Annotated in this window: 14 protein-coding genes and 1 tRNA gene; 7 read left to right on the forward strand and 8 right to left on the reverse strand. The window is 71.5% G+C overall.

What is annotated here, in order from left to right; genetic code table 11:
- The first annotated feature begins 157 nt into the window (after positions 1 to 157).
- On the forward strand, positions 158 to 3,886 hold the full coding sequence (locus FB391_RS07935; protein WP_141894680.1) for an AAA family ATPase: 3,729 nt from the start codon (positions 158 to 160) through the stop codon (positions 3,884 to 3,886).
- Entirely contained in the window at positions 3,873 to 4,073 is a 201-nt protein-coding gene (locus tag FB391_RS07940) for a hypothetical protein (protein ID WP_141893911.1), read from the forward strand. The genes FB391_RS07935 and FB391_RS07940 overlap by 14 nt, the downstream gene beginning before the upstream one ends.
- A gap of 13 nt (positions 4,074 to 4,086) precedes the next feature.
- On the opposite strand, the gene mscL is transcribed toward FB391_RS07940, so the two are convergent.
- From mscL to FB391_RS07955, 3 genes are read right to left on the reverse strand one after another with little or no spacing between them, the layout of a single operon-like run.
- On the reverse strand, positions 4,087 to 4,500 hold the full coding sequence (gene mscL / locus FB391_RS07945) for a large conductance mechanosensitive channel protein MscL (protein ID WP_141893912.1): 414 nt from the start codon (positions 4,498 to 4,500) through the stop codon (positions 4,087 to 4,089).
- A gap of 47 nt (positions 4,501 to 4,547) precedes the next feature.
- Positions 4,548 to 4,820, reverse strand: a complete 273-nt coding sequence (locus tag FB391_RS07950; RefSeq protein ID WP_141893913.1) for an FmdB family zinc ribbon protein — start codon at positions 4,818 to 4,820, stop codon at positions 4,548 to 4,550.
- Positions 4,821 to 4,841: 21 nt separating this feature from the next.
- The gene (locus tag FB391_RS07955) at positions 4,842 to 5,438 is read right to left on the reverse strand and encodes a 5-formyltetrahydrofolate cyclo-ligase (RefSeq protein ID WP_141893914.1); all 597 of its coding nucleotides are present in this window, start codon (positions 5,436 to 5,438) and stop codon (positions 4,842 to 4,844) included.
- 80 nt (positions 5,439 to 5,518) lie between these two features.
- On the opposite strand from FB391_RS07955, the gene galU reads away from it, so the two are divergent.
- The 4 genes from galU (at position 5,519) to FB391_RS07975 (ending at position 8,256) form a co-directional block, all read left to right on the forward strand.
- Complete coding sequence (galU, locus tag FB391_RS07960) at positions 5,519 to 6,406, forward strand: UTP--glucose-1-phosphate uridylyltransferase GalU (RefSeq protein ID WP_141893915.1); 888 nt, start codon at positions 5,519 to 5,521, stop codon at positions 6,404 to 6,406.
- 23 nt (positions 6,407 to 6,429) lie between these two features.
- Complete coding sequence (locus FB391_RS07965; protein WP_141893916.1) at positions 6,430 to 7,059, forward strand: GNAT family N-acetyltransferase; 630 nt, start codon at positions 6,430 to 6,432, stop codon at positions 7,057 to 7,059.
- A gap of 85 nt (positions 7,060 to 7,144) precedes the next feature.
- On the forward strand, positions 7,145 to 8,116 hold the full coding sequence (locus FB391_RS07970) for a large exoprotein (protein ID WP_141893917.1): 972 nt from the start codon (positions 7,145 to 7,147) through the stop codon (positions 8,114 to 8,116).
- Between the two features lie 67 nt (positions 8,117 to 8,183).
- Positions 8,184 to 8,256, forward strand: a tRNA-Ala gene (locus FB391_RS07975).
- Positions 8,257 to 8,337: 81 nt separating this feature from the next.
- Here the strand turns inward: FB391_RS07975 and FB391_RS07980 are convergent.
- Entirely contained in the window at positions 8,338 to 8,928 is a 591-nt protein-coding gene (locus FB391_RS07980) for a hypothetical protein (RefSeq protein ID WP_185843001.1), read from the reverse strand.
- Between the two features lie 84 nt (positions 8,929 to 9,012).
- Positions 9,013 to 9,714, reverse strand: a complete 702-nt coding sequence (locus FB391_RS07985; protein ID WP_141893918.1) for a GntR family transcriptional regulator — start codon at positions 9,712 to 9,714, stop codon at positions 9,013 to 9,015.
- Positions 9,715 to 9,784: 70 nt separating this feature from the next.
- Between FB391_RS07985 and FB391_RS07990 the strand changes: the two genes are divergently transcribed.
- On the forward strand, positions 9,785 to 11,011 hold the full coding sequence (locus tag FB391_RS07990) for an MFS transporter (RefSeq protein ID WP_141893919.1): 1,227 nt from the start codon (positions 9,785 to 9,787) through the stop codon (positions 11,009 to 11,011).
- A 30-nt stretch (positions 11,012 to 11,041) separates the two neighbouring features.
- Here the strand turns inward: FB391_RS07990 and FB391_RS07995 are convergent, their stop codons facing one another.
- Genes FB391_RS07995 through FB391_RS08005 form a run of 3 tightly spaced genes read right to left on the reverse strand, consistent with a single transcriptional unit; the run spans position 11,042 to position 14,092 of the window.
- A complete protein-coding gene (locus FB391_RS07995) occupies positions 11,042 to 12,001 on the reverse strand; it encodes a magnesium transporter CorA family protein (RefSeq protein WP_141893920.1) in 960 nt (319 codons plus the stop codon).
- A 55-nt stretch (positions 12,002 to 12,056) separates the two neighbouring features.
- Positions 12,057 to 13,382 carry an FtsX-like permease family protein gene (locus FB391_RS08000; protein WP_141893921.1) on the reverse strand — a complete coding sequence of 442 codons (1,326 nt, stop codon included), beginning with the start codon at positions 13,380 to 13,382 and terminating at the stop codon, positions 12,057 to 12,059.
- Positions 13,379 to 14,092, reverse strand: a complete 714-nt coding sequence (locus FB391_RS08005; RefSeq protein WP_141893922.1) for an ABC transporter ATP-binding protein — start codon at positions 14,090 to 14,092, stop codon at positions 13,379 to 13,381. Before FB391_RS08005 ends, FB391_RS08000 begins: the two co-directional genes overlap by 4 nt.
- Between the last annotated feature and the right edge of the window lie 83 nt (positions 14,093 to 14,175).

A 14,175-nucleotide genomic window follows, 5' to 3' on the forward strand; every position in this document is an offset into this window, starting at 1 on the left:
GTGGGAAACCGGCGGCTGTCGCGGAGAAGCTGCATACGGGGGAGGAGGGGAGGCCCCGCCGGCCGCCCAATACCGCGAAACTCAGGTCCATTGCAAGTGCCCTGTGCGTGCTCCGCTTAGGGTGGCTCGTGTGTGGCGAGCAGAGCGGAGCGCCGTGTTGGGCGCAGAAGACGCCGAACGCGGGTCGGTCGTGACCCCCGGCGATCTCGGCCTCGCCGAACCCGACGTGACGGTCGTCCACGTCGCCGAACCGGAGCGCGACCGCCTGCGACTGCAGTCGGCGGCGCTCGGCGGCCGCTCCACGCTGCAGCACTTCATCGACGGCCAGGATGCGGCGATCGAGATCACCAAGGCGCACCCCGGCAGTCTGCCGCAGTTCATCACCGGCAGGTCGACGCTGCTGTCGAACCTGTTCCGCGACGAGGTCGCGCTGCGCGGCGCGCGGCTGGCCGCCGAGCGCATCACCGCCAAGGACCTCGAGCTGCGCACGACGCGGGGGCTCGACACCGTCCGTCTCGCGGTCGGACTCGCCCACTGGCGGCTGGGCGGACTGGTGTGCAGCGCCCCGGTGCTGCTGCGCCCCCTGGCGATCCGCCGCCACCACGGGGACTTCGAGCTCAAGCTGCACGGCACGTTCTCGGTCAACCCCGAGCTGGTCCGCGCGATGCGGCGTCACTTCGGCATCGCGATCGACGCGGGCGGCCTCGCCGCCCTCGCGTACGAGGGCGGCGTGTTCAAGCCGCAGCCGGTCATCGACCACCTCCGAGCGCTCACGGCGTCCATCGACAGCTACGTGGTCAAACCGCGTCTGCTGGTGTCGAGCTTCGCCGACGTGGGCGGGCGCATGGCGGCGGATGCCGCGAACCTCGACCATCCCGTGCTCAACGCGCTGGCGGGCCACGTCTCGGACCGTGAGTCTCTCACCATCCGCCGTGACGGACCCGTCCCGACCAGCCCCGACCACCGCCCCCCGGCGGCGGACACCCTGCTCCTGGACGCCGACTCCGAGCAGGAGCGGGTCTTGGCGCGCATCGCCGACGGCCAGTCCCTCGTCGTCCACACCCTCCCGGGCACCGGCGGCACCCAGACGGTCATCAACACGATCGGCCAGCTGGTCCGCGCGGGCAAGAACGTGCTCGTGGTCAGTGCGCGGCGCTCCACGCTCGACGGCGTGCGGCATCGCCTCGCCGGCATCGGGCTGCCGGGGCTCGCGGTGTCGCCCGACAGGTTGCAGCGCGACCTCATCCGCGCGATCGGCCGCAACGAGAAGGCAGAGAGTCCCAAGGTCGCCGACATCGACGACGCCCTCGTGCGGCTGCGCGGCGTGCTCGGCGACTACCGCGCCGCGGTGACCGACCGGCATCCCTCGCTCGGCGTCTCGGTGCTCGACATCCTGCGCGCCCTCGCGACGCTCGCCGAGTCCGGCGTCGCGCCGGCGACGGAGGCGCGCTTCGACGAGGACGCCCTCGAGAGCCTCGCGACGACGCGCCCCGAGGCCGCGGCGAAGCTCGCGGCGGCCGCGCGACTGGGGGAGTTCCGCTTCGGCCCCGACGACTCTCCCTGGTACGGCGTGACGTTCTCGACCGTCGAAGAGGCGCGTGCCGCGCACGCCCTGGCGGGGAAGCTGCAGCGCAGCGACCTGCCCACGCTGCTCGAGCGCGGCTACGAACTGGTCGGCCAGACGCGCATGCGCCCCTTCCAGACCGTCGACGAGCTGGGCGCGTACCTGCGCCTGATGCAGGGGATCCGCGACTCCCTCGACAAGTTCAGCATGACGGTGTTCGAGCGCCCCCTGGGTGAGCTGATCCAGGCGCATGCCGCCCGCCGGGACGCGCCCGACATGACGGGGGCGAACCGCCGCAGGCTGCGGCGCCTGTCGCGGGAGTACCTGCGTCCCGGCGTCCATGTGCCCGACATGTATGAGGCGCTGGTGCGCATCCAGCAGCAGCGCACCGAGTGGCAGCGCTACGTCGAGTCCGGGGTGACCCCCGAGGTTCCGCTCGGCCTCGGCGACGTGCAGGTCGCGTGGCACCGCGTCGAGTCCGAGCTGGGCGAGCTCGACGGCGTCCTCGGCCGCAGCGGACCTGATCGGCTCGGGGCGCTCCCCGTGAAGCAGCTCGTGCGCACCCTCGCGGGACTCGCCGCCGACTCCGACGTGTTCGACAACCTCAAGGAGCGCGCCACGCTGCGCACCGAGCTGGCAGCCCTCGGCCTCGAGCCGCTGCTGCTGGAGCTGTCGGTGCGGCATGTGCCCGAGGAGCAGGTCGCCGCCGAACTGGAGTTCGCGTGGTGGCAGTCCGCGCTCGAACTGGTGCTGCGCACCGACCGCGCCGTGCTCGGCGCCAACACCGCGGTGGTCGACCGTCTGGAGCGGGACTTCCGCCTCGTGGACGAGGCGCACGCGGCGGCATCCGGACCGCTCCTCGCCGCACAGCTGGCCACGCAGTGGCGGATCGGCATCGTCGACCACGCCGACGAGGCCGCTGCGCTCAAGCAGGCGCTCAAGCGGGGGGCGGTGACACCGGCCGAGCTCGTCGCCGTCGCACCGACCCTGTCGCGGACGCTCGCTCCGGTGTGGCTGGCGTCGCCCTACGAGGTCCCGCGGATCCCCGAGGCGGCGGCCTTCGACGTCGTCGTGCTGGCGGATGCCGCGGCCCTGTGCCTCGCGGAGGCCGCACCCGCGCTGCGCCGGGCGACGCAGGTGGTGGCGTTCGGTGATCCCGTGACGCAGAAGCCGACGCCCTTCGTGGTCGGCGCCGGCGTCTCGGCGCCGTCCGTGCCCGCCGCGCCGGCGGGAGAGGGCGCCGCCGACGACGAGGCGCCGTTCGATCACACCAGCGTGTTCGAGCGGCTGGCCGAGCTGTTCCCCGTCGAGACGCTGACCCGCAGCTACCGTGCGGGCGGCGAGGACCTGGCGGCCCTGGTGAACGACGCGTTCTACGGCGGCGAGCTCGTGTCGCTGCCCTGGGCGGGGTCGTACCTCGGGCGCGGCAGCCTCGCGGTGGACTACGTCGAGGGTGGCCACGGCGCCCCCGATCCCGTGACGGGCGCCGTCGAGAGTCCCGACTCCGAGGTCGCGCGCGTCGTGACGCTCGTGGTCGAGCATGCCGTGAACCGCGGCACCGAGTCGCTCATGGTCGTCACCGCGAGCGCGCGGCATGCCGAACGCATCCGCGGCGCCGTCGAGGCCGCGTTCGTGGGGCGCTCCGACGTCGCCGACTTCGTCTCGCGCGACACGGCGGAGCCCTTCGCCGTGCTGACGCTCGAGGAATCGGTGGCCGAGAGCCGCGATCGTGTGATCTTCTCACTGGGCTTCGGGCTCACCAAGCACGGCCGCGTGCTGAGCGACTTCGGCGACCTGTCCACGCCCGACGGCGAGCGGCTGCTCACGGTCGGCATGACGCGTGCCCGCCGGTCGATGGTCATCGTCTCGTCGATCCGCCCGTCGGCGTTCGACGACGGGCGGCTGGAGTACGGCGCGGCGACGCTGATGTCGATCCTCGGGGGCATCGCGGCGCGGTCCCGCGAGGCGCGGCTCGAGGACCTGGCCGATCCGCTGACGCGTGCGCTCGCCCGTGAGCTGCGCCGTGCCGGCCTGTCGGTCGACGTCCATTACCGCGGCCTGCTGCCGCTGGTGGCGCAGTACGACGGCAAGGCCGTCGTCGTCGAGAGCGACCCCGAGACCGTGGGCGAGTCACTGCGTGAATCGCTGCGCCTGCGACCGCAGGTGCTGCGGCGCCTCGGCTGGCACTACGTGCGCGTGCACTCGTTCGACCTGTATCGCGACCCCGCCGAGGTGGCGCAGCGGATCGCCGCGATGCTCGGCGTGCCGCCGGATGCCCCGCGCGTCGACAATGAGACGCAGCCCATCGATGTCGTCGAATGACCGTCAGCGCGTCGAGCGGGTCGCAGGGTCACGTCGGGCGAAGCTGACCCCTGCTCCCGGTACGACCGCCGAGCCGACGCCAGCCGATGAGTCGGTGGATGCCGCGACCGCAGGCGGCGCGGCATCCACCGATTCCTCGGGGCCGAACGACGAGCGCATGCGCCGCGACGTCCCGCCCCACTACTGACGCGCGACGCCCGTCAGGAGTGCGGCTTCTCGAGCAGGTCGCGGATCTGGACGAGCAGCTCCTGCTCGGTCGGGAGCTTGGGCTCCTCGTCGGCGGGGGTGACTCCGGCGCGTGCGGCAGCGCGCTCCTTGATGCGGTTCATCGGGTAGACGAACACGAAGTAGACCACGACGGCGACCGCGAGGAAGTTGATGATCGCGCCGAGGATCATGCCGAAGCCGAAGAAGACCTTCTCGCCGTTGATGTTGACGACGGTCCAGCCGACCGCGTCAAGGCTGCTCGCATTGAAGACCAGCGCGATGAGCGGGTTGATGAGGCCGTTGACGATGGCGTTGACGATCGCCGTGAACGCGGCGCCGATGACGACCGCGACCGCCAGGTCGATGACGTTGCCGCGCAGGATGAATTCCTTGAAGCCCTTGATCACGTGTACCCCCCTGGGTGTCGTTCCCGCGTCGGATCGGGCGGATCAGGCTAGGACGCGGGCGAGGCCTTCGCCTCGGTCTTCGATGATGTCGAAGTCGACGAGGTGGCGCCACCCGAGGCATCCGATCCCGAGCTCTTGGCACCGGCGCGGGAGTCGGTCCGGTAGAAGCCCGAGCCGTTGAAGGTCACGCCGATCGAGCCGTACTCCTTGCGCAGCGGGCCGCCGCATTCGGGGCACTCGGTGAGGGTGGGGTCGGCGAAGGACTGCACGGCGTCGAAGCGGTGACCGCACTGCTTGCAGGCGTAGGCGTAGGTGGGCATGGGTTCTCTCGCGGTTCGGGTTCAGCGCCGCGTGGGCGCGAGGGTGATGGTCTGCGTCGGGGTGACGACCCCGGTGACGCGCTGGTCGTGGACGTCGCTGGGCACTTCGTCGACGAGCTCGGAGTCGTACACGACGGCGTACACGGGCGGGCAGCGCTCCATCGAGCCGAGGGTCTTGTCGTAGAAGCCGCGCCCCCAGCCGAGCCGCATGCCCGTCCGGTCGACGGCTGCCGCCGGCACGACGAGCAGGTCGACATCGTTCAGCGCGATGGGTCCGAGCAGCTCGCCGACGGGCTCGGGAAGCCCGAAGAGCCCCTCGGCGATGTCGCCGTCCGGCGTGGCGACCGCCCAATCCAGCAGACCATCGGTGCGGGTGACCGGAAGGAGGACGCGGATGCCGCGAGCCGCGGCCTCGGCCACGAACGAGCGGGTGCCGGGTTCGGCCATGGTCGACAGGAAGCACGAGATCGACCGGGCGCCGTGCTCGTCGATGAGGGCGTCGAGCTGGGCGCGGATGCCGTCCTCGGCGTTCTCGCGGGCGGCGTCGGAGAGCATCTGGCGTCGCTCCCGCAGCTCGGCGCGCAGGGCGCGCTTGGCGTCGGCGATCGCGTCGGACATGCCCTCGATTCTACGGGGCGAATTGTAGACCGCGCCCGCCACCTCCCGGGGCGAGCACCCGGGCGGCATAGACTCGGACAATGCCACATCCCCCGATCAAGGCCGTGATCCCGGCCGCCGGCCTCGGCACCCGCTTCCTCCCGGCAACGAAGGCGATGCCCAAAGAGATGCTCCCCGTCGTCGACAAGCCGGCGATCCAGTACGTCGTCGAAGAGGCCGCGCAGGCCGGCATCGACGACATCCTGGTGATCATCGGGCGCAACAAGAACGCGATCTCGAATCACTTCGACTCGGTGCCCGAGCTCGAAGAGAAGCTGAAGGACAAGGGCGACACGGATCGCCTGCGCCGCGTCCTCGAATCCAGCGACCTCGCCGACATCCACTTCGTCCGCCAGGGCGAGCCGAAGGGCCTCGGCCACGCTGTGCTGCGCGCGAAGGCGCACGTGGGCGACTCCTCGTTCGCGGTCATGCTGGGCGACGACCTCATCGACGAGCGCGACGAGCTGCTCACCACGATGATCGAGGAGCACCGGCGCACCGGCGCCGCGGTGATCGCGCTCATGGAGGTGCCCCAGACGCACATCCACCTGTACGGCGTCGCATCCGCCGAGCCGACCGAGCATGACGGCATCGTGAAGGTGAACGGCCTCGTCGAGAAGCCGAGCGCCGAGGACGCCCCGTCGAACCTCGCCATCATCGGCCGCTACGTGCTGAGTCCCGCCGTGTTCGACATCCTCGAGCGCACGGAGCCGGGCAAGGGCGGCGAGATCCAGCTCACGGACGCACTGCAGGAGCTGGCGGCCGACCCCGACGGGCCCGGCGTGTACGGCGTGGTCTTCCGTGGCCGTCGCTACGACACCGGCGATAGGGTGGACTACATCAAGGCCATCGTGCAGCTCGCGGTCGATCGCGAAGACCTCGGTCCCGATCTGCGTCCCTGGTTCAAGGATTTCGCGGCGAACCTCTGACGCCGCCCGTTCGAGGGAGTCTCGTGGATCTGACGGCTCCCCGCGGTCATGGATCGGTGGCGATCCGGCTCGTGAAGCAGCGCGACGCGCGCGTGCTGCAGAGCGAGTTGCTCGCCAATCGCGGCTGGCTGCGTCCGTGGGAGGCGACGAGCCCCGACGGCCCCGTGTCGTTCGACATGCGCGTGGGCGTGCGCAGACTGCTGCAGCAGTACCGCGACGGCGTCGGCGTGCCGTTCGTCATGGAGTATGACGGCGAGATCGCCGGACAGCTCAACGTGTGGGGCGTCGCGCGCGGCTCGCTCGCGTCGGCCACGATCGGGTACTGGGTCAGCGAGAGGTTCGCCGGCCGCGGCATCACGCCCACGGCGGTGGCGCTCGCCACCGACATCTGCTTCACGGAGATGCGGCTGCACCGTATGGAGATCTGCATCCGGCCTGAGAACCGGGCGAGCCTGAGGGTGGTCGAGAAGCTGGGCTTCCGCTACGAGGGTCTGCGGCGGCGTTTCATTCACATCGATGGCGACTGGCGGGACCACTACGCGTTCGCCCTCGTGCGCGAGGACGTGCCCGAGGGCGTGCTGCAGCGCTGGGTGTCCGGTCGGGCACCGCAGCACGCGGCGACCGTCCCGCCCGCCGACCGCCTGCACGCGTAGGGCCGGCGACGCCGACGGCGCGCATCGCGCGACACGCGAGCGGATGCGAGTGTCCGGGGGATCCGGTCGCGTTACCGTGGTCTGCATGGGCGGGCAGGTACTGGGCGGGGGAGTGATCGTCCTCGTCGCTGCGGCGTTGTGGCTGGTCTACCTGTTGCCGTCGTGGCACAGCAGGCGTCAGTACGACGCCGCTGAACGCAACGCCGTACGGCTCAACCAGGCCCTCCGGGTGCTGGCCGAGACCAGTGAGACGCCCGAAGAGGTGCGGCTGGAGCTCAACGCGCGCACCGCTGCGGCACAGCAGCGTCTCGCCAAGCGCGCGCTCGCCGAGCGCGAGCAGGCGGCGCTCGAAGACGCGAAGGCCGACCTCGAGCGGGCACGCACCGAGAGGGTCGCCGCCGAGGCCGCCGCCCGCGTCGACCAGGAGCGGTCGCGCGCCGCCCGGGCGTCGGCAGAGGCCGCCGCCCGCTCCGAGGTCGCGGCCGCACGCGCGCTTCCGGCCGCCCGCCGCGCCCGCGCACGACGTCGATTCCGTCTCACCGCCACCTTCATCGGCGTGCTCGGGCTCGGGCTGGCCGCCTGGGGCGCGTACGAGACGATCACCGCCGGCGTGCAGACGCTTCTGTGGACGGGCGTGGGACTGGCCGCGGCATCCCTCCTCGTCCTTCACCGGCTCTCACGTGTCGCCGCGCGCGCTGTCGCCGCCTCGGTGGATGCCGTGCCGCGGCGCGCCGCCGCGGTGCAGGATGTCGAGCTCGAGGCCGAGGAGCGCGCGTGGGAGCCGCGGACGCTGCCGCAGCCGCTCACGGCGTCGGCAGGCTCGCGGGCAGCCGCCGTGCTGGACGCGCAGGCCGCCCGTGCGGCGTTGCGGCAGGCGGCGCTGGAAGAGGCGATGCGGGCGCGTGCGGAGCAGCAGCGTCCACCGTCGATCGACCTCGCGCGGACCGCGCGCGCGTCGGCGCCGGACACCGACTACGCGCGCATGGGCTACGTCGACGACGCCGAGATCGAGGCCCACGTGCGCGACCTGCTGACCCGTCGCGCCGCGGGTGCGTGAGGCGCGCCCGGGCTCCTCGACCGATTCGGAGCACGCTTCGAGCCGTGATAGTGTTTTCGAGGTTCACGGGCCTGTAGCGCAGTTGGTAGCGCGCCTCGTTCGCATCGAGGAGGTCAGGGGTTCGATTCCCCTCAGGTCCACTGGAATCAAGAAAAGCCCGCCGGTCACGGCGGGCTTTTCGCTTCGGCGGGGGCCCGGTGTGGCCGCTGCGCCCCCGCTGATCAGGTTGTGAGCGCCACCACGGCGACGACGATCCCGACGATGACGTCGAGCACGGCGCAGAACTCGGCGAGCGAGCGGTCGACGACGCGTCCGGTGCGGTGATGGTGGACGTCCCATGCCGCATGCGCGAGCAGGGCTCCGGCGACGACAAGGCCTCCGGCGACCGGGTCCAGGCGGATGGCGATGAGCGATGCCGCGCCGAGGACGAACATCGCGATGGTCTGAAGGGTCAATGCCCACCACGGCCGGGTATGGCCGGCCGCCAATCCGACGGCGACAAGGACTGCTGCCATGACGAGCATCCAGAACGTCGCATCGAGACCTGCGAGCTTGTGCAGCGCGATCAGCACGAACGTCGCGCCGAACGCGATCCACGCTGCGGAGCGGCGTCCGGTCGCCGCCGCGGCGAGGTACACGAACCCCGAGGCGGCAACCATCGGAGCCACCTCACGCGGATCCGTGAGACCGTAGGCCGTACCGGCGGCGACGAGGACGCCGAGCGACGCCGGCCAGAACGCACTCCACCGGGGATGCGTCCTGGCCGGCGCCGGGCGATGCTGCGTGCGGTCTCCGATGGTGTTCGCGTGCATGGCGATGCCTTTCTTGAACACTGGTGTATGAGATAGCGAAACTGTACGCTGGTGTTCAAGTTAAGGGAAGTGCCTGGCGCCCGTTCACACGGCTTTCAGCGGCGGCGTCGCGGTCGAGGACTCGATGATCGAGACGCCGCGACCGCGCAGCCGGCGGCGCTCCGCTTCGAGAGAGGCCAGCAGCCGGTCGCGCGTGCCCCGACTGTGCGCGGCGACCAGGCGTCGGGCCTCGGTGACGTCGCGGCCGGCCACGGCCGCAGCGATCTGCAGGTGCTCGGCACGCGCCTGCGCCCGCGCCTCCGGCGTGCGCACTTCCAGCCAGCGGGTGCGGCTCAGTCGCGTCAGCGCGCCTGCCATCGCGTCGACGAGGAACGGGTTGCGCGACAAGCGCGCCAGGCCGAGGTGGAAGTCGCTGCCGTCGCGGAGGCCGACCTCTTCGTCGTCGTGATCGTGGTGTGCGTGGGCGAGCGCGGTGAGGGCTGCGAGCTCGGTGTCGTCGGCGCGTTCGACGGCATGCTCGACGATCGCCGCTTCGACCGCCTCGCGGTACTCCATCACGGCTCTGATCTCGGTCAGATCGATGGGCGTCACCTGCCAGCCGCGCCCCTCGCGCTGCGTGAGGCCCTCGTTCTCGAGCCTCATCAGCGCGGCACGGATGGGCGTTCGCGATGCTCCCAGCAGGGATTCCAGGCCGCGTTCGCTCAGCCGCTCCCCGGGCATCAGCTCAAGGGAGAGGACCGCTGTGCGGAGCCTGTCGGCGAGACCGCTGTCGTTCGCTGCGCTCATGGCATCCATTCTGGTGCACCGAAGTGGTATACCGTGATGGTACTCGATTGCCCGCAGCGGAAGAAGGACCATGTCGAATCAGGTGGCGACACAGCAGGTGCGGACGCCGGCGAAGGCGTGGGTCATGCTCGGCCTCGGCGTCGCCGCGCAGGCGACCGGAACGCTGCTCGTCTCGACACCTGCCTACCTCATCCCGCTGCTGCACTCCGACCAGGGGATGCCGCTCGCACAGGCCGGCCTGCTCGCCGCGGCGCCGACCTTCGGCATGGTGCTCACGCTCGTGCTGTGGGGAGCGGCAGCCGACCGCTTCGGAGAGCGGTGGGTCATCGCCGGCGGCCTCGCGCTGACCGCGCTGTTCGCGTTCGCGGCCGTGCCCGCCGACGGGTACGCGTGGCTCACCATCGTCCTGGTGCTGGGCGGAGCGGCGTCGGCGAGCACCAACTCCGCCAGCGGCCGCATCGTGGTCGGCTGGTTCCCGCGCGAGCGCCGCGGGCTCGCGATGGGCATCCGCCAGATGTCGCAGCCGCTCGGTGTCGCCGTCGCCGCGCTGACCGTCCCCGCCCTGGCCTCGGGGTACGGGCTCGCCGCGCCGTTCGTGCTCTCGGGCGCCGCCGCTCTCGTGCTGGCAGTGCTGTGCGCGTGGGGCATCCGCAACCCGCCGCGCCCGAGCACCCCCGTCGGTGCGGCAGCTGCCGGCACCGCGAATCCGTACACCCGCGACCGCTTCCTGCTGCGCATCCACGTCGTCTCGGCGCTGCTCGTCTTCCCGCAGTTCACGCTGTCGACGTTCGGTCTGGTGTGGCTGACGGCGGGGATGGGATGGAACGCGACGGCGGCGGGACTCGTCGTGGCGGCATCCCAGTTCGTCGGAGCCCTGGGGCGCATCGTGATCGGCCACCTCAGCGACCGCCTGGGCACGCGTGTCGGGGTTCTGCGCTGGGTCGCCATCGCCGGTGTCGTCGCGATGGTCCTCCTCGGAGCCGCGGGCTGGGCGCACTGGGACATCGTCGCCGCAGCGCTCTTCGTGATCGCGGCGACGATCAGCGTCGCCGACAACGGCCTGGCCTTCACATCGGTCGCGGAGGCTGCCGGCCGGCGCTGGTCGGGCCGTGCGCTGGGGATCCAGAACACCGGGCAGTTCGTGAGCGCCTCCGTGGTCGGACCCGTCGTCGGCGCCCTCATCACGGCGGTCGGGTTCCCGCTCGCCTTCGGGCTCGTCGCCGTCACGCCGCTGCTGGCTCTCGGCATCCTTCCGGCGCGCGACCAGCACTGGGACGAGCCGGCCGGCCCGCGGTAACGAGGACGCGGGGGAGGCCCGGGCCACGGGTCAGCCGTCGGAGCCGGTCCAGCCCTTGCGGCGGAAGAACACCCACATGCCGCCCGCCGCGGCGGCCATCACCGCGCACCCGACCGCGAAGGCCCACGGTCCGTCGAACACGTGGGTGACGGCCCACCCGAAGTTCATGCCGAAGAAGCCGGTGAGGAAGCTCAACGGCAGGAAGATCGACGCGATGATGGCGAGCTGCTTCGACGTCTCGCCCTGCCGATTGGCGACGGTGGACAGATACAGATCGGTGCAGCCGCTGACGAGCTCGTGGTACGAGTCGAGCTCGTCGGTGATGCGGATCAGGTGGTCGTAGATGTCGCGGAAGTAGTCATGGCTGTCGGCCTCGAGCCCGGCGAGGTCGGCGATCACCTCGATCTCGCGGGCGAACACGTCGCGCATCGGGACGACGGCCTTGCGCAGCCGCAGCAGCAGCCGCTTGAGGCGGAACGTCTCTTCGAGCTCGCGTCTGCCGCCGCCGGACGCGATCGCGTCTTCGAGGTCGTTGATCTGCTCGTCGAGGTCGGCGAGCATCGGGAAGTAGCTGTCGACGATCGCGTCGATGATCTTGTACACGTGGTACTGCTCGCTCTTGGCTGTCTTGGCCTGTGAGAACAGCGGCCTGAGGCGCAGCAGCTCGGAGTAGGGGTGCCGGTGCAGCGTGACGATGAAGTCGCCGCTCAGATGGCAGTGGATCTCTTCGAGGGGGTGCTCGTTGCGGTCCTCGGGCTGCGAGCGCACCGCGCCGCGCAGCACGAGCAGCGCCGTGTCGCCGTAGGTGTCGAGCTTGGGCCGCTGGCCGAACAGGACACTGTCTTCGACGGCCAGGGGATGCAGGTCGAGCAGCGTCCCGAGGCGCTTGATGTCGTCGGCGGGCAGATCGGTGGCATCCAGCCAGAAGAACTCGTGATCGCGACGCAGCTGCGCGATGAGGTCGTCGTCGATGGAATCGAGGATGCGCATGGCTTCACCCTAATTCGCGGGTGAAGCCATGCGCGGACGCCGCCGGGGTGTGAGCTCACGCGTCCGTCGCGGCCCGGCGCAGCAGGGGCTTGGTCACGACGAGCCCGAGCGCCACCACGCCGATCCCCGCCGCCAGCACGGCGGCGATGACGATCAGGGCAAGCGGCTGGACGAGGAGCGTGACGCCGGTCAGCGGCAGCATCACCACGGCCGCGATCACGGCCGAGCCGATCGCCGTGAGACGCAGCGGCGACATCACCGCGCGCCGGCGTGCGGCATCCATCGTGCGCTGCGGCATCCCGAGCATGTCGAGCGAGCGATAGAGGTCGCGGCGATCGAGGATGCCGGCGGCCTGGTTGACGCCGACGGAGCAGGCGACCATGAGGAACGAGCCGATGACCGTGATGAGGATGCCGGTGCGGACGTCGGCGAACAGCTGCGCCGACTCCGCGTCGAGGCCCTTGCCGCCGCCGGCGAGGTCGGCGACGGCGATGCCGACCCCGGCGAAGACGGCCATGAAGCTCGTCATGGCGACCCCCGACACCTGGCGCCACGCGGCCTTCGGCGATTCCAGGACGGTGCGCGCGGCGAGCAGCTTCGCCGGACGGGAGGCCCGGCGCGCCTGCCGCTGAGCGACGACGCGGATGACCCACGGCCCGACGAGGTTGAGGACGGCGAGGGTCCCGCCGAACGCGGCGGCGAGGAATGCGATGATCACCAGCGCACTGCCGGCGACCTGCAGGATGCTCATGAGCCCGAACGACACGACGATCACGGCGACGGCGATCCCCGCGCGCACCCACGACAGCGTGGGCGCGTCCTGACGGGTGCGCACCCCGAGGGGCGAGATGACGACCTGGCGCAGTCCGAGCACCGCGCTGACGGCGGCGAGCACGGCGATTGCGAGCACCGTCCCCGCGATCAGCGGCGCCGGGAGCACGACGCCGCCCAGGCCCAGCGGTTCGCCGCGGAACGGCACGAGGGCGAGGGCGGGCACGATCGCGAAGTACACGACCACGCCCGCGAGCGCACCGGCGAGGGCGAGCACTGTCGATTCGAGCACGGCGAGGGCCGAGACCGTCGCCGGCGTCGCGCCGAGCAGGCGCAGCGTCGCGAGACGGTCGTCGCGGCGGCGCGCCGAGAGCCGCGCGGCCGCGCCGCCGAGGGACGCCAGCGGCACCACCAGCAGCACGAGGGCGACCACGGCGAGCAGCTGATAGGTGAACGCGACGTCGTCCGTCCAGGTCCAGAAGGACTGGGCACCGCCGAGGACGGTGAGCAGCAGCGCCGTCACGATGGCGAACGCGGTGACCGGCAGCGCGAGCGTCGCGACCCCGGTGGTCCCCGGCCGGGCCAGGAGCCACGCGACACGCGCGATCACGCGGACGCTCCGGTGGCGTGCGCTCCGACGCGCTCGCCGACGATGCGCCCGTCTCGCACCTCGACGACGCGCGAGCAGCGGGAGGCGACATCGGCATCGTGCGTGACCATCACGAGGGTGCGGCCCTGGCCGGTCGTCGAGTGCAGGAGCGCGCCGATGACCTCGGCGGACGTGGTGGAGTCCAGCGCGCCGGTGGGCTCGTCGGCGTACACGACGGCCGCGCCGGTGACCTGCGCCCGGGCGATGGCGACGCGCTGCGCCTGGCCGCCCGACAGCTGGCCGATCCGACGGTCCTCCATTCCGGCGAGGCCCAGCGCCGCGAGCCAGCCGACGGCGTGCGAGGTCGCCTCCCGCCGCGGCATGCCGTTGAGCATGAGCGCGAGGGCGACGTTCTCGACGGCGGTGAGCTCGGGGATCAGCAGGCCCTGCTGGAACACGAACCCGAACTCCTCCCGGCGCAGCTGCGAGCGGTCGCGTTCGTTCATCGCGTCGACCTGCACACGACCTGCGCGGCCGTGGAACGCGACGACCCCGGCGTCGGGGAGGGTGATGCCGGCGAGACAGTGCAGCAGCGTCGTCTTGCCCGAACCCGAAGCGCCCATGATGGCGAGCGACTCTCCGGCGCGCACCGCGAGCGACACCCCCGCCAGCGCGCGTGTCGTGCCGAAGGACTTCTCGAGGCCGGCGGCCTCGATCACGAATGAACTCATGCTCCCACCGTGCCGTGCGCGGGCGCCGCGGCGCGTCGGGCGGGAGAGTGATCCGGCGCCGTCCTCGTCATCCTCGCGGATGA

Origin of the sequence: Microbacterium kyungheense, assembly GCF_006783905.1 — a bacterium.
GTDB classification, from domain to species: domain Bacteria; phylum Actinomycetota; class Actinomycetes; order Actinomycetales; family Microbacteriaceae; genus Microbacterium; species Microbacterium kyungheense.